16 protein-coding genes and 1 other RNA gene are annotated in these 21,646 nt (G+C 39.4%); 1 reads left to right on the top strand and 16 read right to left on the bottom strand.

Annotated features, from left to right (window positions below; genetic code table 11):
- Positions 1 to 95: 95 nt before the first annotated feature.
- From ABFY19_RS12330 to smpB, 13 genes are all read right to left on the bottom strand, one after another.
- Entirely contained in the window at positions 96 to 1,220 is a 1,125-nt protein-coding gene (locus ABFY19_RS12330; protein ID WP_418790943.1) for a sigma-70 family RNA polymerase sigma factor, read from the bottom strand.
- Between the two features lie 14 nt (positions 1,221 to 1,234).
- Positions 1,235 to 1,768, bottom strand: a complete 534-nt coding sequence (locus ABFY19_RS12335) for a hypothetical protein (protein ID WP_418790944.1) — start codon at positions 1,766 to 1,768, stop codon at positions 1,235 to 1,237.
- 12 nt (positions 1,769 to 1,780) lie between these two features.
- Positions 1,781 to 3,775: an AAA family ATPase gene (locus ABFY19_RS12340; protein WP_418790945.1), complete on the bottom strand. Its 1,995-nt coding sequence runs from the start codon at positions 3,773 to 3,775 to the stop codon at positions 1,781 to 1,783.
- Positions 3,757 to 3,927 carry a hypothetical protein gene (locus ABFY19_RS12345; protein ID WP_418790946.1) on the bottom strand — a complete coding sequence of 57 codons (171 nt, stop codon included), beginning with the start codon at positions 3,925 to 3,927 and terminating at the stop codon, positions 3,757 to 3,759. The genes ABFY19_RS12340 and ABFY19_RS12345 overlap by 19 nt, the downstream gene beginning before the upstream one ends.
- 1 nt (position 3,928) lies before the next feature.
- Complete coding sequence (locus ABFY19_RS12350; RefSeq protein ID WP_418790947.1) at positions 3,929 to 6,136, bottom strand: DEAD/DEAH box helicase family protein; 2,208 nt, start codon at positions 6,134 to 6,136, stop codon at positions 3,929 to 3,931.
- Positions 6,137 to 6,152: 16 nt separating this feature from the next.
- A complete protein-coding gene (locus ABFY19_RS12355; protein WP_418790948.1) occupies positions 6,153 to 7,238 on the bottom strand; it encodes an aminotransferase class V-fold PLP-dependent enzyme in 1,086 nt (361 codons plus the stop codon).
- A gap of 72 nt (positions 7,239 to 7,310) precedes the next feature.
- Positions 7,311 to 10,919, bottom strand: coding sequence for a restriction endonuclease subunit S (locus ABFY19_RS12360; RefSeq protein WP_418790949.1), 3,609 nt, complete (start codon positions 10,917 to 10,919; stop codon positions 7,311 to 7,313).
- Positions 10,920 to 10,930: 11 nt separating this feature from the next.
- A complete protein-coding gene (locus ABFY19_RS12365) occupies positions 10,931 to 11,824 on the bottom strand; it encodes a DUF4007 family protein (protein WP_418790950.1) in 894 nt (297 codons plus the stop codon).
- A gap of 19 nt (positions 11,825 to 11,843) precedes the next feature.
- Positions 11,844 to 13,295, bottom strand: a complete 1,452-nt coding sequence (locus tag ABFY19_RS12370; RefSeq protein WP_418790951.1) for a phosphoadenosine phosphosulfate reductase family protein — start codon at positions 13,293 to 13,295, stop codon at positions 11,844 to 11,846.
- Positions 13,296 to 13,606: 311 nt separating this feature from the next.
- Complete coding sequence (locus ABFY19_RS12375) at positions 13,607 to 13,819, bottom strand: helix-turn-helix domain-containing protein (RefSeq protein WP_418790952.1); 213 nt, start codon at positions 13,817 to 13,819, stop codon at positions 13,607 to 13,609.
- Positions 13,820 to 14,030: 211 nt separating this feature from the next.
- Complete coding sequence (locus ABFY19_RS12380) at positions 14,031 to 14,183, bottom strand: hypothetical protein (RefSeq protein WP_418790953.1); 153 nt, start codon at positions 14,181 to 14,183, stop codon at positions 14,031 to 14,033.
- A 109-nt stretch (positions 14,184 to 14,292) separates the two neighbouring features.
- Positions 14,293 to 14,643, bottom strand: a transfer-messenger RNA (tmRNA) gene (gene ssrA, locus ABFY19_RS12385).
- 201 nt (positions 14,644 to 14,844) lie between these two features.
- Complete coding sequence (gene smpB, locus ABFY19_RS12390) at positions 14,845 to 15,312, bottom strand: SsrA-binding protein SmpB (RefSeq protein ID WP_418790954.1); 468 nt, start codon at positions 15,310 to 15,312, stop codon at positions 14,845 to 14,847.
- A gap of 382 nt (positions 15,313 to 15,694) precedes the next feature.
- Between smpB and metF the strand changes: the two genes are divergently transcribed.
- Complete coding sequence (gene metF / locus ABFY19_RS12395) at positions 15,695 to 16,585, top strand: methylenetetrahydrofolate reductase [NAD(P)H] (protein WP_418790955.1); 891 nt, start codon at positions 15,695 to 15,697, stop codon at positions 16,583 to 16,585.
- 142 nt (positions 16,586 to 16,727) lie between these two features.
- On the opposite strand, the gene rnr is transcribed toward metF, so the two are convergent.
- The 3 genes from rnr to ABFY19_RS12410 form a co-directional block, all read right to left on the bottom strand.
- On the bottom strand, positions 16,728 to 18,908 hold the full coding sequence (gene rnr / locus ABFY19_RS12400; RefSeq protein WP_418790956.1) for a ribonuclease R: 2,181 nt from the start codon (positions 18,906 to 18,908) through the stop codon (positions 16,728 to 16,730).
- Between the two features lie 170 nt (positions 18,909 to 19,078).
- A complete protein-coding gene (gene secG / locus ABFY19_RS12405; RefSeq protein WP_418790957.1) occupies positions 19,079 to 19,309 on the bottom strand; it encodes a preprotein translocase subunit SecG in 231 nt (76 codons plus the stop codon).
- Positions 19,310 to 19,429: 120 nt separating this feature from the next.
- Positions 19,430 to 21,538 (bottom strand): sodium-translocating pyrophosphatase, encoded by a 2,109-nt coding sequence (locus ABFY19_RS12410; RefSeq protein ID WP_418790958.1) that lies wholly within the window; start codon positions 21,536 to 21,538, stop codon positions 19,430 to 19,432.
- Between the last annotated feature and the right edge of the window lie 108 nt (positions 21,539 to 21,646).

Raw genomic sequence — 21,646 nt, forward strand, 5'->3', positions numbered from 1 at the left:
TGTCAATATACCAGTACAATAAATTTTAAAAAAACATTTTCACAATAAAAAAACAAGGGTAAAATACCCTTGCTTCGTGTTTTCCAAAAACATGTTCAAAGAAAGTCTTTCAACTTTTTTAACCTGATAGGATTTCTTAACTTTCCTAATGCCTTAGCCTCTATCTGACGGATTCTTTCACGTGTTACTCCGTACATCCCGCCAACCTCCTCTAAGGTCTTCTCTTCCGTGCCACCTAAACCATACCGTGCTATTAATATTTCACGCTCCCGATCTTTTAAATCTCCGAGCAAATCAACGACGTAATCTTTCAACAAATCTCCTGCTACCATTTCAAATAAATCATCTCTCGCAACTAAGTCCTTAGGAACCTCGACCTCGCATTCTTCTTGACGTTTTTCATATTCATCAATGTTTTCCAAAAACAAATCTAACGATTCCAATGGTATGCAGGCTTCTATTACATCCTCTGCTTGCTCATTGGTACACCCGAGTTTATTGCAAATCATATCCAAAAGCTTTCTGCATTGACCAATGTCTTCACACTCCAAACATCCTCTTTCTTTTATCATAGGATACATGGTGTAGTACCCTTCCTTTTTATGAACAGGATAGTAGATAAGCGGTCTTTTCGTCGGAGATTCTCGGCCTAGCAACTGCTGCATCCATAGTGCAGCGTATGATCCAAATGCACCTAACTTGTCCGGATCATATTTATCTACAGCATTGATTAACCCAAGGCAAGCACAGCTAATGGAATCCGCTATGTCTAAATCAAGAACTTCTGTTCTTTGCAAAGCAATTTTTTCAGCCATGCGTAGATGCATCTCTATCATACGATTGCGCGCATGCCGATTTCCTTCCACCACCTGATATTTTAATTGAGCTATCTCTCGATATTGCGGTGGAATAATTGACCTCGCTTCATTTATAAATGGTTCAAGTGTTTCATCTAAACTTATTACCCTATCAAAAATCGTTTCGTAATCGCCGTGTGCAAAATCATCGAATTCGCCGTCTTCAGACATTCTGCTCATTGATGGTTTCTCATCATAAATTATGATTCCCTTTGTGGTTATCGAATTCGAAAGCCAATCAACATCTTGAATAGGAAGTCCGAAATTTTCAGAGCTTTCTATAATGTCATCGAACGTAATATATCCCTGCCGTTGGGAGAGTTCTATTAAGTTTGATAAGGCTTCCTCCCTATTACCATCCATTGATTACTCCTTAACTACTTAGCGCATAATACTAGGATGTCATCGCTTGTTATTTCAGAATTAAAACGTTCCTGAAACTCCTCTACAAAATCATACAATTTCACAACATATTCATCTGGATTCGTAGCACCTTCAATAAGCTTTTCATAGAGCACATCAATACCGCCCCTTACATAACTGTCGAAGCGTTCTTCATCTGCCGAATCTGTACCCATTGTTCTAAATGCTTTGTCAATTCGCTTGTGAACATCAGACTCATACTCAGCATCTAGAAGCATTATTAATCTGAAATTGAACATTAGCTCATCAGAAGAATAAATAACTCTATCACCCATTACATTTTGTGAGTATACCTGGTCCGTTTCCGGGTTCTTCGTGTTATCGAGTTCTGCCGTTCTTCCATAAAGAAATCCAATCAATGGAGCATTCGTATAAATATCGACGTTTCTGTCAAATAATTTTGCCTTACTGACCTCATCGAATACACTAGTTAATTGATCCACGCGAAGAGCATGTCTTCCGCGAAAACGATATTGTTTATTAAACATGTCTCTTCCCCCTTAAATTAATGTCGTCTCAAACTCATTTTTCTTTTCAAAACGATGTCTAGTACCTATCCTGCTACCCATATATTCCTCTGCCAACTCACCATCAGTATCTTTAATAAAAATGATTACCTGTTCAGCAGTTTCCGGTAGAGCATCACAAACAGTCTTAATTCTTCGCTTATCAAATGCGGAAAGTGGCGCATCCATTACCAACGGATATGGTTCCGATGTTAGTAGTTTCGAATCTTCATCAGAAGCATTTCTGTTCTCACGAGCCATCTTAATTATACCTGTAATAAACGCAAAAATTACAGATATACTCTGAGCAGTTGATGTTTCTACATCTCCCTCATAATCAGTTACATATACTGAAATATGATATCTAGAATCAATAGTCAAATACAATCCGCCCTCATAAATTTGCTTGAAAATATCATTGATAGTCTCTTGCAGCTTATTACGAATTTCTTCCTCGCTCTTATTGTAGATTTCCAGCAGTTCCTTATATATTCGTTCTGCATATGCCTTGTAAATTTCGATTTTCTTATTCTTATCATCAAGCAACGTTAGATTTCGTCTTTCTGTATCATTACGCTCCATGTCACTCAACAAGCGGCCTCGCTCGATATTTTTACTATCGCGTTCCTGGTTTCCCCTTCGAATTGCATCATCGCAAAGCTTAATCTCATTATTGATTGCTCTGACTTTTTCTCGGACGTCTCCGCCGCTTAACTTTCCATCTATGGTATGGAGATCATCCGTTAAATCAAACAGCTCATCATCCTGGTTGCTAACTATAGCAAGGTTTTCTTTAGTAGCGGAGTATAAATCGGTGTCTTTCCCACACCTAATTCGACAATCCTTCTTAAATTGGCTAACCGTCACACCCACTGAGTGCGGAGGCAAATAATCAATTAACTCCCTCACCTTATTATATGGAACGGATCCCTCGTCCAAGTGAGTTCCACAGATACAAACCTTTCTCTTTAACAGATATTCTATCGTTTTAGAATGCATCTCCGGAATATCTTTCCCTGAGAAATCTTCCTGAGCCAAAACTTCTAAAGCCCTTTTGATTAATGACAGTGGGAAGAATGCACTCATCCCTGCATTAAAATCTTTACAGATTGTTTTATATACATTGGAACGGGCTTTCTTCGTGTTCTCTATCTTTTGTTGAAGCTTTTCTTTCTGCTTTTGCAATTCTTCCCCTTCAGCATATAATTTTATTTCTTCCGTCTTATCCGCCTTGCGATTTTGCGCAGAAGTGATTTCGGAGTCAAGTTCCTCCATGCGAGCATCAATTTTGGCTATCTTCTCTTTACATTCATCGATTCTTCTTGTGTACTCCTGAATCTTTACATTACTCTTGGAATCAAAGCTATTCTCATAACTTCCGACAACACCATATTTGCTATTAGGATTAAAATGCCCAATAGCGCTAATCATAGCATTTAATCCCAACAAACCTTTCACGGCTTCGGCAAAATCAGTGGCCTTTTTACCAGAAGAGATGTCTTTACTCATTTTCTCGATTCGCTCACCATCAAAAAAGAAATAACGAGATAATTCCTTGGGTAGAATACTTTTTACTTCGCTCTCACATTGAGATTTTTTAACATAGGAAGTATTTCCGTTAGCATCCTTCATCGCAATGTCAAATACAGTATTGGCACTGGTCAATTTATTAGAGTATTCCTTTCGATAAACTTGTTCACGTATCAATGTATATTCCACTTCTCCGTGGCGAAGCGTCAATGTCACCTGAACTTTCTCTTCTTCTCCTGGTTTCATTTCTGCCGACACCACTTTATTCAGCATAACCCTGTCCGAAAACTCGGTCTCACCATACAGGCACCAGAAGAAGGCCTGAGCAAACGTAGTTTTACCTGTGCCGTTTTCACCAATAATTATTGTTACATTCTTACCATTTTCGCCACTAGCAAAGTCGATAGACTCATTACGAAATTGCCGGAAGTTTTCCAGCTTTATTGATTTAAGCAGCATTTAACTTCCTCCTCAATTCTTTTCTTAATCTTATCGACCATTTGCTGATCATTAAACGTTCGCTTTTTCAGATTAACATTTTCCTGAATGATAATCCACTTTTTTAGTCTTTCAACTACTTTCTCGTCGATTTTAATTTCTTGTCCTTCCATGCTAAAACTCACCTTCTTCCACAATGGTAGCATCCACAATGTGATAAGTTTCTTCTATGTCCCAGATTAAATTGTTTGCCTCCATCGAATTTAGCGACAGCCGTCCAAACTCTTTAATTCTAGTCAATTCATTCTTAACTAATGATTTATCTCTCTGTGCTTGTTCCTCCGTGAGCGATGATACTGCGTCAAGTGGCCTCGGTAGTGTTACAAAATCAAATATTTCTGCAAAATCTTTGTTCGGTGCTTTTCTAAGGACTCGTCCTCGCCTTTGAATATATTCCTTCGGATTTGTTGTACTTGCCAATATAAATGCAGTGCGAATGCCAGGAATGTTAACACCTTCATCCAAACACTTTATTGCCACAATCGCTTGTAATCGATCTCCTCGTTGAAACTGTTCCTTTATAATCGCTCTTTGCTCCATATTTTCCTGGGAAGTAAATTGAGCAACGCTCATGCCAAGTTCTTTACCAAGGATTCTTGTTACAGCTTCTATTTGTCTGATATCTCCTTCATCTGTTTCTGTAAAGTCTGCATGCTCATCTAATACATTTGTAGCACCACAATACACAAGTAGATTATTGTCATCTGTAAATGAGCTCATTGTCTCTCTTAAAGCATCTAATTTCCCAGATGCTCCGGCTACAATTCGTGCTCGTTTTAATGCAAGTATCTCGCCATATTTGCTAAGCTTATACTTCCCTTTCTTATCTTTGATCAAATGCTTAGACATCTCACAAGATAACTGTTCGTATGCTTGAAGTTCTTCTTCTGTCAAATAAACCACTACCGGATGATACTTATATGGTGTTAATTTCTTTTCCTGAATTGCTCTATCCAAAGGATATTCAATGCACTTCTTGCCAAAGAATTGATATAAAGCGGCGGTTCCTTCCTCATCTCGGTGACGCTCAAGTGTAGCTGATAACGCTAATCTGTATGTAAATCTCTCATCGAGCAACTTTGATAAGCTTTTTGCTCCAAAATTATGGGCTTCGTCAACAACTAGAAGCAATGACCCCGTAATTTTGGTTATTTGGTCTTGAACAAAGCTACTGGTAAAAGTTGCATTGGTACAAATAAAACAAAAAAATCTCTTATCTTTTCTAAGTTTCTTATCCCTTACTGCTTTGGTCAATCGTTTTTTCCAATCCTTCTGAGAAGAACTACTATATCCGATTATTGGGTTTATCCTAAACTTCACAATGTCTTCAACCCACTGTTCTACTAGATGCTGATAGGGGCATACAATAATGACTGCCAAATCATCATCCAGATCTTCTGATATTTTTGATATCGCTCCTAATCCTGTAAAAGTCTTCCCTGTACCGGTAGCCATATCAAAGATTCCACGATAATTATCCCCAATCCATACTGTTATTGCATCCTTTTGGTAATCGTGCAGTTCTATGTCTCTTGGAATTCTTGCACCAGGGGTAGTCCCATAAGCCCCCATGTCTTCTCGAAAGACGCTCCCGGTTGAGTAACTCCGATTTGCAAACTGTTCCTCATCCAAATCATAATTTGGCTCTGATCTTTTATATTTATCAATTAGAGCCTGTGATATTTTAGGAAACTCTATGACTCTTATATTAGGCTCACAATCATTCCATATAGAATAGAATGCGTTTTCCTTGGATAGGACTCGTTCTTTTTCTTTATCATCCCAATTGCGGTAAACATCGATTGTTTCATAATTGATAGACATCCCTGTTGCGGATTCATTCATTGACCCCGAAAAAGCCACCTTGTTTCCTTCGGAATCTTCAATAATGCCCATTTTTTCATGATACATACCAATGCCATTTTTGTTTTCAGTATACGCTATCCTGATATCCAGAATTCCGTCGGCAATCAAAGTAGCCAGAAGATTCAAACGCTCCCGTGAGTAATAGTCCGTATGCTCATCTGATAATTGGTTCAATAAAGCTCGTTCTATTACATTTTCTCTACTCTCGTATCCTTTCTTGATTGCTTCAATATCCTCAGCCGACAAGTATGGTGATGCTACAATCTTAATCTTTCCACCATTCTTAGCTAAGACTGCAATTCCTTTCGATATCTCGACCAGCGACGAGGAAGAAAAGAAGCCTACGGCACGCTTATAAAACACTGCTTCTTTTAGCAGCGGAACATAGAAATCTTGTACAACATTATCAATTAGAGAACGATATTCATCTTTAATTTTATGGTTCCGTAAACTCAATGCGCCATTTTCCTTCCTATAAATTTTCTTCTATATATTCCAAAGCATCTTGTAGTTGATTGAAATCATCTTCAGTAGTAAAGTAATTGACACTAAAACGAATAGTTCCTGCCGGATAAGTATTCAAAAATTGATGTGCCAGTGGAGCGCAATGTAACCCCGTACGAACTGCGATTCCTCGTTTATCGAAAATAGCACCCGCACTATCACTGCTTATCCCCTTAATTAGGCAGGAAACAATTCCTACGTACTTTCTATCATCTCTATTACCAATAAGCTGAATAAAAGAAAAGCCCGATAGCAATTCAATTAATCTCTGTCTGTTCTCTTCCTCTTTCTCCCACATCTTTTCAAAAGACTGTTCCTGCTGCCAACGTAAGGCTGCATAAAGCCCTGCGAGTCCAGAAATATTCAATGTTCCCATTTCATATTTCTCAGGCAAGCTCTCTGGCATATCTTGATTTTGAGATTCGAGCCCCGTTCCGCCAAAAAGCACAGATGGTAGTTTGATCTCAGGATTCATTACAAACCCCGAAATCCCAGTCGGTCCATATAATGTCTTGTGTCCGGCAAACACTGCAAAATCAAATACGGATAATCCTACGTTGCAATCCACTAGTCCGGCAGTTTGTGCCATGTCAACTAGGGTGATTGCATTATAAGTCTTTGCCAAAGTAAATATATCTGTGACTGGCGCTATCAATCCACATACATTGCTTGCATGACTTACTATGACTAAATCGGGTTTAATCGAATCAAATTGATACCGAATTCTTTCAAGGTCATATTCTAATTCTGGAGAAACCACAAGTTGAGAAACCTTGATTTTTCCTTGCTTTTCAAAATGATGCAAAGTTCTGGTAACGGCATTATGCTCAAAAGGACTAATATAGATATTTATAGCCCCAGTCTCTAAAACTCCCTGAATAATAATATTCAAAGCAATCGTAGCTGTAGGCTCGAAAACCACCTGCTTTGCCGGACAGCGTAAAATATTTTGAATCTCAGTCCGAGTGTCAGCTATCAGTTTTCCTGCGCTTTCAGCCAATTCGTAATGGCCACGTCCTGCGTTGGCTCCGCTTTTTCTATAAAATTTATCCATGAACGAATACACGCACTCTGGCTTGGGATATGTAGTTGCCGCATTATCAAAATACGCCAGTACGAACACCTCCTAGCACAGCTTCTTCAATACTTCCATCAGGATTTGTCGTTTTTCTTGTTCTGAAATAGACTGTCCCATTTCATCCAGCGAAGACGTTATAGTATTGAAAAGTAGTTTGCCTCGTTTACTATATTCAACCTTGTCAAACCGCTTTGTTGTGGCAACACCATTATCGTCTACAAATGTCACTTGATAAGTGTCAGTCATATTATCGGATTTTCCATCGTGATGATTTGACTCCGCTGTGTTCTTGTACTTCTGTAAACTTCTGATGAATTGTTTCACGATATCTTCAGACCAGTCTTCAATGCGTAAATCTGTAGTGGCCTTAGCTAACCTAACAATAAAAAGATTTTCATCGTTGGTAACCGTTCTAAATATTCCTAAGCATTTATCTGTTCCATCTGCAAATAATTGCTCAAAGACACTTGCATCTAAGGTTTCACACCAATCTTTAATAACCGATGATACAGAAATTCTTTTCAACTTGTCTCGATTAGAAGACAATGAAAACAATTCTTTCACTTCTTCGATTAGCGTTTTCTTTAATCGGTCTAACAGTTCATCATAAAATGATTTGGCAGCCTGGATATTTTCAGCCAATCCTATATTAAAATTATCTGCATAACTAAATGCTTCCGGCAGTTTTTGAAACAGTAGTTCGTGACTACCAATGTTCTGTTTTAACAATTTTATAAAACCAGCAAAACGCTTATCGGTGGTTTCATTCTTATATGGTTTTTTAACTTCCTTTGTGTATTTTGGAAGTGACATATACCATCGTTTCATTGCATTAACAACGTAATCGTAAGAATTTACCGTTTTCTCTGCTTCAATTACATTGTCTTTGAAAATTTCTTCCAAGCGACCTATGAATGCTTCCTTTTCTGGATTCCAATCTAGATAGAATAACGAAAAGCATTCCGGTTTCGCATTAATCTGCAAAATCACATCTGGCGAAAGCGGCACTTGTCCATATTTATCTTTGATAATTATTTCTTTTTTGAATTCGTGGAAAACAGCTGACAAGTAAATCGGAATAACACCTTTTCGCAAGCCAATGTGGTAATTAGGGGAACACAATCTCGTGTATAGGTCGGCAAATCCAACTTCATTCTCTTGACGGGCCTGTTTAATAAAGTCAGCTATCACTTTCAGCATATTGCTGATGAGAGGATCATCAGGCTGTAAATTAATGCTGGTCATCCCTTCATTCTCTACTAAAACCCCCGTCCTAATCAGAGTGCTTCTCATAATTGAAACTTCCTGCCCAGTTCCAGTTAACCCAAGATTGTGTTCTAACTCGTTTCTTAGCAAGCCAGCAATGATTTTATTCCTACTATTGCTAGCAACTGAAGATATCTCGGATTTGTTCACTGCTTCATTATTAATGATTGGTGTATCCGCAAAAATATTTTCACATATTCCTGACATCAATCCGGTGAGAGCCGCCTTTCTCACTATTTGCTGCTCTTCACCATTATAAATATAGGTTGCTTTTAACTCTTCAGGATGCGTAAAGGTATTAATATAAGCCGTAATTATTTCTCTTAGGTCCTCATAAACCACTTCATATTCATCGAACAGTACACGATCATCAATTGCTTTGTCCCTAAGCGTGGAAATGGCGTTGTACTCCCTTACAGTTTCTTCAATCTTGGTATATTTTTTCGGAAGAATGAAAATATACCGCGCACAACCCCTACTGGTTTTAAGCAAGGTTTCTTTGATGGATTGTATACTTTCTTTGCTCTTTGGAATAATTCCATAAACAACTCCATCAGCTTCAATGTTTTCACTTTTAACATCCCAGCTTATGTCTTCTTTAACCTCAGACTCATCGATAAATTGGAATGAAAAGAAACGTGTCATTTCTTTCATATCGTTATAACGATTGGGATATAGATAATTATCAAAATTAGTCGAGTTCAGTGTATCTTTGATGATGACACTACTCATCTGACTTTCTACCGTGTCTTTTATTCTTTGTTGAATGTTAACTCCCGAAGTCTGCTTTAATCGTAGGTAATCATTGCTTCGCTTAAGATAAATCACATATTCTTTTTCTATGAGATTGTTAATTGCATTTTCAACATCTTTTACAGAGTAGCTTGTCGAAAAAATTCCCACTACTTCATCTTTAGTAGGCTTTAGCTTTTCGAACTGTTCCAGAATGTAGATAAGCGACAAAGTTTTAACGATCTTACCCTCTAGAGAACCCTGCTGTAATTTATCAAGAATCACCGTCGTCAACATATAAAGTTCGTGGAGATTCCCAGAGTATACTTCTTTCTTAAACAATGGCTCAAAATAATCATAAATCAAATCCGGTGTGATGACATGAAAATCGGCTTCTTTTTGCTTTTCAAGAAAAGCCGGCAATGTTGAAACCCCATTTGCCGACAAGAAGGTAAACAGCGTTCGTTCATTCTGAGCAACACGCTCTGAAAGTGGAGGCAAAACGAACGTTGAAATAGGATGAAGCGGATAACAATCATAAATCGTTTTTGATGCTTCTTCTTTTCCACCCTCTGCGAATATTTGATGCTTAGTATACAGGTGAATTAAATTATCGAATTTACCTTTATGATTTAAACAGAATTTATCCCATTTACTCGACTCTTTCTGAATAACCGAAGCAATAATCTCATAAGTCTGTGAGAAATTATTATTTAAATGAATATGGGAAAAACGTTCAGACACACCACGCCAACCATCAACTTTTTGTTTCGGCAGTGTGTCTATGTAATTTGCTATTTCCTTATGAGATATCAGCATTAAATGAAGTTGCTTTTCACCGCTTCTATTGCATTTTTCTGCAAAATCCTGAAGCATCTTTGTATCACTGACAGATGCTTCTGAAATATTCGCCTCTAGGAACTTGCTAAATTCGTCATACACGACATAAATCCCTGTATAACCCTTTACTTTTAGTTCTTTTACAACTCCCTCATACAGTTCTACCACATCAAATCCTAAAAACGGATTAAACATACTACCCGCCGTTAACGATGGATATATACGTTCAAATTGCTCATAAGTTTCTATATTAAAGTCTTCTAAGTTAGAAATGAATTTGCTAACCGGAATTTCTATAGCCTTACCAAATGCATTATATGTATCTGGAAACTCATTTTTCCATCGTTCAATAACCGCCACTGCAGCTTTATTATTCGTTTCCGGCATGACATTCATCAAATCATTTTCTACAAGCGTTCTCTGTAAGGCAAGCATAAATGCCTGCGGCAAACTGGTGTTGCTGCCAGTAATCACTACCGGCAATAGTTTTATTTCGCTTTCATAATAATTTTGGATATACTGATAAAGCTTTTCGTTCTGTTTTATTTTAGGAAGAGTCTTCTCAAATAGTTTTAAATCCCTTTTCATCAGCATTGACAATATCATTAACACTATATGTGACTTGCCTTTACCATAAGCCCCAATTAAAACCCTGGAGCGCTCCGTTGAAGTAGGTCTACTACTCAACAATATGTCTTCTAAGAGGCTTATCGCCGATTTAGTCGGTATAAAATTTTTAAGTTTGTCCTCATTGTTCAGGTCGTACGCAATGTTAACTGAATACTGAAAACCTGATGAGACTGAAATCATTTTGCTCATGCCTCTATCTCCTAGTTCCTATCATCTAAGGTCGCGTAATAGTTATTCACACATTCTTGGAATGTGTAAATATGATTCAAATGAATAACATCCAATCCCGCAGTTCTGATAATTTTTATTTCGCCCTTTTTTTCTATTGAATGCAATATATCAAGCATTGTTATTGCATCTAGATTAAAAACCCGACCTATATTCTTGGGGGCTGTCAATAACTCATTTAAAGCAATTTCAACTCTACCTTCTGCTTGATCCATAATGACAGCAAGTACCACCCACGGATTAAATGAATTTGCCGAAGGTGTTGCTTTACGGTAGGTTTTTTCTTTCTTGTTGAGTATATCAATTAAGCCTAATTCCCCAAACGGACAGTCTATGTTATTCTCAGGTGATATCCTGTTGGGATTCGTTTTATAACGTGGCAAGTATGTATTTACAATACATGCAAAATCATCATTTAACGATCTGATTGCTACGGAATCTTCATCGTGCATCATCACATAGCCCTGCAACGCGGTAACAAAATCCTCTTTCGAAAATTCCGACATAGCAAAATCATTGAAGAAATAATACCAAGCAGTTGCTTCTTCTTTATTCGTTACCAGCTTGTAATGCAATAAATACAGCGTACCTAGTTCTTCTATATATCTATCATTTTCGTAAACTGCAGTACCAAGTTCGGTAAAAATCTGGTTGCGCCTTCCTCTATTCTGTTCTTCTGTTAACCCAAACACTTGTAACCAGTACCTTAATGCTTTCACCATGTTGGCTCCGATGCCAAGCACATCCATAGGATTTTCATTTTTATCTACAAAAACGTCCTGTTTTGCCTGAACATGCTTCATTCCTTTGCTCAGCCAACCTTTACGAATAAAAAATGTGTCATGGGCTCTAAACTTCATTGACATTGAGATGCCTCCAAGTACATTACTTTGTCCTTAAATATTTGTCCATCATACATCCACCGTCCAAATATTTAGCGGTAACACAAATTTTACACCGAACGCATTTGTCCGGATTTATGTAATAACTGTCACCTACTATAGAAATCGCACCCGCTTTACATAATGACTCACACTTCAAGCACTTTCTGCAGGCATTGAATTTTCTTATTTGATAGCCTATCATCCTTTGTAAATCATCATGATCTGCCACATTCATTGTTTTAACTTTAACCGCATTGTCATATCCATCTTGCGAAAACGGCTGCACTGATATTATTGGCACTTTAGCACTATAGTCTAAGATGGGGGTTTCGTTAAGCAGTTTCTTACCTAACTCCGGTGCAAGAATACCAAATGGAACGAACATTCTAACCAACTCATCGTCAAATGGTCGCACCAAACGATATATCTTTGCATGATCCTCGGCAGTACAACTTGTAAATTTGAGTTTAACATCGCCAGCCGCTGCTAATCCGTTACCGCCCTGGCGAGCCTTCCACTTTCCAGTGTCTACATATTCTTCTGCATCAAGCTTTCCAATACGTTTTGCGAAGGCTACTAAAAACTCTCTCCATTCCTTAAAACGTTCAGTCATATAAATTCTTGATAAAAATTGTGCCCTTTGGTTATTGTTAGGGCAGCACCAGCATCCAACTCTATCGTACCCAAGTCGATATGCCTCGTTAAAATCAATCTTCTCGGAAAGAATGTATAACCAAATATCAATATCTCTCCAGAAAAAAATCGGAGATGCAACAGTCTGTTTCTGAATCTTCACAGATTCAGCATCATCTTCGATACGGTTATACTTACTTCTATTGACCGATTCTGACTTCCTGACTCCATAAAATGTTAGAATCGCTTGGTTTCTGTATAAACTATTCAGGACTCGAGTAATTGGCCCGGTCTTAAACATCGAACAACACCATCTGAGCAGTCTTGCTGGAGGCCCAATATCCTCACAGACAGAATAGAAATCCTGCTCATAGTTTTTCGCTACTTTAAAAATTGCATATGGATGGCTTTTTCTATATCTTGTTGCATATTCTGTAGTTGCCGGAAACTCTAACGTGGTATCTCCAAAAATATGTACCAAACTTGGATTACTCATAGCCTTAATTACAACATCCGCCGTTACCGTAGAATCCTTTCCGCCCGAAAATGATAACACTATTCTTTCTTCATCAAATTTCTCAGCAGCCTGTTTTACAAAGGAAAACGCTTCATCCTTTAAATAATTCAATCGGTCTTTGTTAGCCTCGATAAATTTCTGAACATTCTCATCAAAATATTTATAATCATTTTGGTCTTTATACTTCTCTAACTGCCTAGATAAAGCATCGGTATCTGCCGTCTGAAACAATTTATTAGCTAGAGCTACTGATTTTCCGTCGATATAATACCTGTTATTTGCGGCCCATACAGAACTCCGCATGTATTCATTTGGGTTTTTCCCGAGCAACAATTCTAACAGTAAACGTTCTTCTGGAAACACTGGCCTAAGATCTTTGGCCAAGTATTTAATTCTATTGCCACACAATGGACAGCTGTGTTTATCGACCTGATTCCCCTCTTTAATAACTGGTATTCCACAATTCTTACACCAATAGATTTCAACAGGAGTATCCTCTTCGGTAGCAGTGCCACAAACCAGACATACCTTTTCATTTGTTTCTATATTGCAGGATTTGCACCACACCTTTTCCCAGCTCCTAACACAATATCAACACTATCAGAGTCCATTCTTCAGGATTTATCTTCAGGTGCTATTTCAATGACATCCTCTATTTTGCAGTCTAACGCATGGCAGATTTTTCTCAACACTTGGGTTGATACATCTTCGCCTTTTCCCATCTTAGCCATCGCATTTGTGGATATGCCAGCCATCTCTCGCAAATCTTTCTTCATCAAATTTTTATCAATTAGTAGCTTCCACAATTTTTTGTAATTAACTACCATTGCACCCGCCCCTTGGATACATCTAAATAACTTGACCATATAATAAACCATTGTCATCTTACCATCTATTTCCTTAATGGTCAATATTATTTTGAGTTTTGCAATTTTTATTGTGTTTTAGATGTTGTTATAAAGACCCACGAGAACTGACATAGCACTTATTATTAATATTTCGCCAAATAGAGCATTTTCCCTGTGAGTTTTTTGACAATCATTCGTCAAAATTCGACACCGCCTTGCCCTCTTGCACACCCCTTAAAAATAAAATGCACACCCCCCAATCTTTTAACGGCTTACCTAGTTCAAATGACCATTTAGCCAGCGCAATCAAAATGTTCCACTCCAAAAACTCTCCGCCAAACACAAAAAACCGCTCTCGCAAAACCTGCGAAAGCGGCTTAATTACTGGGTTTATTCACGATATTAAAACCACCAACGATAAACTGCATTTTATCAATAGATGGTAGATTATTTGGTGGAGGTGAGGGGAATCGAACCCCTGTCCGAAAGAGAACCCACACAAGCTTCTCCGAGCGCAGTCAGGTAATTTAAATTTCGCTCACCGGCCGCCTACCGACAGGCTGTCAGGTCACTATCTCGATAAATCTCGCGTCACCCCTCCGAGAATTGGGGATCGGCCAGCTCTGGTAAATGACCTCATCTCCCGCACCCAGAGCACAGAAGGAGAGAGGTTAGGCTGCTATTAAGCAGCTAAAGCGTAATCGTTATTAGCGTTTAATTTAGTTCCACCGTGTTAACGGGCTTGTGGGACCCCGGCTCGCTGCTTATGCTCATTCTTCCCCCGTCGAAACCAGTACACCCCCATAAAATAGTTGGCAGTTAGCAGTTAAGAGTTAGTAGTTTAAGAGCTCATAGTTTATAGCATAGTTAGATACCTGCTGATAGTTAACTGGTAGTAACACTTTTTGGTTTTTGTAAAGATTTAATTAAACCATTGAGCATCCGGGCAACTTCAATACATTTATCTTCAAGATAAAGAAATTTCTCTTCTGAACCGCTAACTGCTAACTGTACTTCTGCCTCTCCCGGAACGCCTTTTCCATTTCACGCTTGGCGTCACGGGCGGCCATATCATCACGCTTGTCATACAGCTTCTTGCCTTTGGCCAAGGCAAGCTGCACCTTGGCTTTCCCGTTTTTAAAATACATCTTTAACGGAACCAGGGTAAGTCCCTTTTCCTGGACCCTGCCAATCAGCTTGCGAATTTCATGCTTATGCATCAGTAGCTTTCGGGTCCGCACCGGGTCATGGTTAAACCTGTTACCCTGCTCATATGGACTAATATGGGCGTTATATAAAAATACCTCCCCATTATCGACCCTGGCAAAGCTGTCCTTGAGGTTAGCACGCCCTGCCCTGAGGGACTTAACTTCAGTTCCAGCCAGAACAATTCCGGCCTCATAAGTCTCCTCAATATGAAAGTCATGGCGGGCTTTACGGTTATCAGTTATTATTTTAATATTTTCAGCCATTATTGACACCTCTATAAGCCTGACACCTGTACATACAAAATTAGAAGCTGCCGGATAAAGCAACCCTCTTGAAAAAAGCAGCTATTGCCACAGCAAGAGGGTAAAGGTTACTTTTACTGTTTGCTTTACATTTAATGCATTTATCATTATAACATATTAAACTCCACTGTCAAGGGACATCAAGGTCATCATTATATTGTCCTTATTTCTCTTATCGTTCTTATCATTTATGACAAAATTTAATTTTTTATTAATTATTTTATTAAATTTATTTAATTTGTTTTGGGCATATGCTACAATTACTTTAAAATCAATTTGAGATGTCAAAATTTCTCATGGTTAAATATCCATGAAATAATATTAATAAAAAGGAGAGACAACTATGAAAGTATCAGAAATCTTAAAAAACAAGAAAAAGCCAACTCTTTCATTTGAGTATTTTCCAGGACGAACAGAAAAAGGTATTGAAACATTAAACAAAACAATTGACGCTCTTGATGATTTAAAGCCTGATTTTGTGTCAGTAACATTCGGAGCAGGAGGTTCAACAAGAGAAGGTTCCTATGATTTGGTTAAAAAAATAAAAGAAGAAAAACAATCTGAAATAATAGCATATTTAACTTGTTATGGCTTGAGTCAAGATGATATTACAGATATCTTAGACTCATACAAAGACCTTGGCATTGAAAACATTTTAGCACTTCGTGGAGATGCTGGTAAAAATGGAGTAGATACTAAAATGCCTGAGGATAGTTTCACTTATGCATATGAACTTGTTAACTTCATTCGTAAAAAATATGACTTTTGTTTAGGAGTCGCCGGATATCCAGAGGGGCATATAGAAGCACCTGACTTAGAAACCGATATCAAATATCTGAAAAACAAGGTTGATCAGGGTGCTGACTATATTATTGCCAATTTTTCCTATGATAATGCACACTTTTTAAATTTCATTGACCTTTGTAAAAAACACGATATTAATGTACCTATATTAATAGGAATAATGCCTGTTTACAGCATAAAAATGCTTGAAATACTTACAAAAAATTGTGGTGCTGAAATACCCGAAAAATTAAGCAAAGGCATTTCTGAATTGCCTAATGATGACAAAGAAGCACTAGTTAAGTTTGGAATTGAATATGCAACCCAACAATGTGAAGAACTTCTGAAAGAAGGGATAGATGGATTACATATATACACCATGGATAATAGTAAATCAACAGTAGGACTTATAAATAATTTAAGAGAGAAGGGTTTTTTAACTGTTAAGTAAGCCGGCAATAGAATAGATCGATTCTGAACCGCCAAAATCTGCATCCACTAAATAAAAATGCACCCACTTATGTTCGAAAAACATAGGTGGTGCATTTTTTATGGTAGAAAATATTAAAGAAAATCAAGCTTAATTTCAATGGTTACTCTTGCCAGGCCAGCTTCTCTGCCAGCTCAAAATCTAACTGTCTTTCATCAAGGTTCACATTTTCCAGCCTCACCCGCACACTGTCCCCAATACGGAACTGTTTGCCTGTATGAACCCCTGTCAGAGCCAATCTGGCTTCATCAAATTCATAAAAATCATCAATAAGGTTAGTCACATGCACCAAGCCCTCTACCAAATTATCCAGCTCAACAAAGAAGCCAAAAGAAGTAACACTGGAAATTACAGCATCAAACTCCTCCCCAACCTTATCCTTCATAAATTCAACCTTTTTTAAATCAACACTTTCCCGTTCAGCTTCAACGGCAATTCGCTCCCTCTCCGAAGACTGGATAGCGGCATCTGCCGCAAATGATGCCAGCTTATTTTTTCTTTTATCGGAAAGCCTGCCTTTTGCCAGGATTTCCTTAATAATCCGGTGAATCACCAGGTCCGGATAACGCCTGATTGGTGATGTGAAATGGGAGTAATACTCCGCCGCCAGCCCAAAGTGCCCAACATTCTCTTCGCTGTATCTGGCAAGCTTCATTGTCCTCAGCATTACTTTACTGATAACCCTTTCCTCAGGCCTGCCCTGCACCTTGTTAAGCACTTCCTGAAATGCACCGGGATGTATTTTGTTAAACCCCTTTATGCTAAGGCCAAAGGTAAATAAAAACCGGTTTAAGTTTGACAGCTTCTCACCATCAGGTGTTTCATGAATCCGGTATAAAAAAGGTACCTGGACATTATAAAAATGCTCAGCCACAGTTTCATTGGTAACCAGCATAAACTCCTCAATAATCTGGTCGGCAATAGATCGATCAAATTTGTTTATTTCCACCGGAAGGCCAATATTATCAAGCTTTACCTTAACCTCTGGAAAATCAAAATCAATAGCCCCCCTACGCAGCCTGCGTGCCCTCAGAATAAGGCACAGTTTTTCCATTTCTCTGAATGTCTCCACAAGATAATCATATTTTTTGATTAATTCTCCATCCCTGTCAACCAAAATCTTTTTGACATCCCCGTAAGTCATTCGCTCATTAATGTTAATTACTGATTCGGTAATTTCATGGTTAAGTACCCTGCCCTGGCCATCAATTTCCATAAACACAGACATTGCCAGCCTATCAACCCTTGGGTTTAAGCTGCATATGCCGTTCGAAAGTTCGGGTGGCAGCATCGGAATAACCCGGTCAATCAAATAAACACTGGTTCCTCTTTTATATGCCTCCCTGTCCAAAGCGCTTCCCGGAATTACATATGCTCCCACATCCGCAATATGTACACCCAGCCGGTAATTACCACTGGACAGTACCTCAAGTGATACGGCATCATCCAAGTCTTTGGCATCAGCCCCATCAATAGTAACCATCTGCAAATCCCTTAGGTTTCGCCTGCCGGAGGTCTGCTCTTCCGTTACCTGCATAGAAATATTTCCAACTTCATTCATAACCGGTTTGGGAAATTGCTGAGGCAAACCATACTTCCAGATAATTGACTCAATATCTGTGCCAGGGTCACCTTTATGCCCGATAATCCTGACAACCTTTCCCTCAGGGTTCCTGCGCTTTTCGGGCCATTTGGTTAGTTCCACAACAACCTTGTCCCCTGTAACCGCACCTTTTTCGTGCCCATTAGCAATAAATACATCCCGGCTGATCCGATTCTCATCAGTTGTTACAAAACCATACCTTTTACCCTTTTCAAAAGTCCCTACAATTTGGGTATTGGCCCTCTCAAGAACCCTGATTATTTCACCTTCCTGCCTGGGGCCATTATGTCCCAGAAGGCGGGCCACAACCTTGTCGTTATGCATAGCACTGTTCATGTTTTCAGCACTAATATAAATATCCGGTAATCCGAGCGTATCCTGAATCAGAAAACCGAACCCGTTCGAATGTCCCTGGAGCTTACCCACAGCAAGGTTCATTTTTTCAGGAACACCGTATTTCAGTTTTCGGGTACAGATAACCTTGCCATCTTTCTCAAGCTCCATAAGGGACTTCATAAATTCATCCATATCCCTGAATTCCATTGCCCTGTACAACTCATCAGCAGCCAGCGGACGGTAAGCCGCCTTTCTCATAAAATCAAGAATCTCTTTATCAAAATCCTCATATTCCGGTTTTTCTTCTGTTGCTATACGTTCCTTTGTTGCTATACGTTCTTTCAATTAAATTTCACCTGCTTCTTATCATATTAAAACATTTCTCTTTGCTAATCCCATTTAACCATATTTTATCCAATTATGCCAGTCTGCAAACAGTTTGTACAAAAAACAAAAAACCGGTTCCCGGACCGGCTTTGTGCATCCACATATGTGACATTCGTGAAGTCACTTTTCTACTTTACCAGACTTGTACTCAATAACAAAGAGGTAATCAAAAAACCAATGGCAAAACCGGTAGATAGCTTGCTAAGGAAACTATCCATTCCCTTTTTCTTGCCGAAAAATGTTTCGGCACCACCAGCTATGGCCCCGGATAAACCGGCACTTTTTCCTGACTGAAGCAGCACAGTAACTATAATTCCAATAGCAAGTATAATATGGATTATGGTTATAAATAATTTCACTAGATACACCTCCCGAAGACTAACATATTGATTTTAGCATATTTTGTCCTTGAAGGCAATAAAAAATACAAGCAGGTAAGCTTTTTACACTCACCTGCTTGAAATCAAAATTGAATGCTTTTAAAACAAGTTCCCGAAAACACTGAAGTTAGCTACAATAGGGGCAAGAATAAGTGAAATAGTACCCATAACCTTAATCAGCGGGTTCATAGCAGGTCCTGCAGTGTCCTTGAAGGGGTCACCCACAGTATCACCTACAACGGCAGCCTTGTGAGCATCACTACCCTTGCCGCCAAGTTTTCCTGTTTCGATATACTTCTTAGCATTATCCCATGCACCACCTGCATTAGCCATAAACAAGGCCATCAGAACACCTGATGCCGTACCGCCTGCCAGGACCGCGCCAAGAGCCAGCGGGCCAAGAACAAAGCCTACTACCACCGGGGTGCCAATAGCTACAAAACCGGGGGCAACCATCTGCCTGATTGCGGCTCGTGTACTGATATCTACACACTTGGCATAATCAGGCTTAGCTTTACCTTCCATAATTCCGGGAATCTCACGGAACTGGCGGCGCACTTCTGCAATCATTTCAAAAGCAGCCTTACCGACAGCTTCCATAGCAAAGGAAGCAACTAAGAAAGGCACTGTCGCCCCAATAAATAAGCCTATGATAACAATCGGATCCAGGATATTGATTTTTGTCAGGCCTGCCGATTCCGCGTAAGCGGTAAACAGGGCCAATGCTGTCAAGGCAGCGGAGCCAATGGCAAATCCTTTGGCAACAGCAGCAGTAGTATTACCGACAGCATCAAGTTTATCAGTGTTTTTACGTACTTCAGGGCCAAGCTCAGCCATTTCTGCAATACCACCGGCATTATCAGCAACAGGGCCGAAAGAGTCTATAGCTACAACCATACCGGCTGTTGACAGCATACCCATGGCAGCCATGGCAATACCATAAATACCAAGGCCGTCCATACCGGCTTCAGCAAAGAAATATGAAACCCAAATAGCAATTACAATTACGAGGACTGGATATACAGTTGATTTCAAGCCGACAGCCAGACCTTTGATCAGGTTAGTAGCAGCTCCGGTCTCGGATGCTTCCGCAATTTCCTGTGCCGGACGCTTGTGATAAGAAGTATAAAGCTCGGTAATATAACCGATAGCAACATTGGTTAATAAGCCTGCAATAATGCCGATAAAAATGCCTAACGCGATTTCCCCAAACATGGCTTTAGCAAGAAAAAAACCGGCTATAGCAGTAATAATGTTGGTTCCCCACAGGCCCATATTAAGTGCTGTTTGCGGGTTAGAATCCTCACTGCTCATTCTTACAAACGAAGTGGCAATAATAGAAGCAATAATACCGATAGCGCCAATTAAAAGCGGGAACAAAATGCCCTGCATCTGCAGCCCTGCATCCTTAAGGACACTGCCTCCGATAACCATGGCTGCAATACTCGTGGCAGCATATGATTCGAAAAGGTCGGCTCCCATACCTGCTGTGTCTCCGACATTGTCACCGACGTTGTCGGCAATAACGGCCGGGTTGCGCGGGTCATCTTCCGGAATACCGGCTTCAACTTTTCCCACCAGGTCAGCGCCTACGTCGGCAGCCTTAGTATAAATACCCCCGCCGATCCTGGCAAAGAGCGCAACAGCACTTGCGCCAAACGCGAAACTGTTAATAACTGCAGGGATTTTAAAGGCTAGGTACAATCCGGAAACACCGGCCAAACCAAGTCCGGCAACAGACAAGCCCATAACGGCACCGGCACGGAAGGAAATGGTCAAAGCCTTACGGATACCTGTTCTGGCAGCATTAGTAGTCCTTGCATTGGCTTTGGTTGTACTAACCATACCGGCATATCCGGCAAAAGCTGAAGCCACAGCACCAACCAAGAAGGATACCGGAAGCGCCAGCTTACCGGATAATCCTTGTACCTGTGCGGCAGCTTCGGGGTCACCGTGAGTAAACAATTGAATAGGAACAAAAAATAATACAATAAAAATAATTACAACAATAGGCGCCAGAGTTTTGTACTGACGGTTCAGGAACGCCATAGCGCCTTCGAAAATAGCATCAGACAGTTCCTTCATCCTCGTGGTGCCCATACTCTCTTTCAGCACGCTTCTCAGGAACAGAAACGCAACTATCAGTGAAATTATACCTGCTCCGAAGGACAGCCATGCCAAAGTAATATCGGGATTACTTAAACTCATTTAGTCTCTCTCCTCTTCCCATTTTTTTGGGTTTTCTTGGCCGGACCTTTCATCACCCCCCGGTCAGGATAACCCATAATGGTAAATTATACTATACGACGAATTAAA

The sequence above is a fragment of the Phosphitispora sp. TUW77 genome, assembly GCF_048453025.1.
In the GTDB taxonomy this organism is placed as follows: domain Bacteria; phylum Bacillota; class Thermincolia; order Thermincolales; family UBA2595; genus Phosphitispora.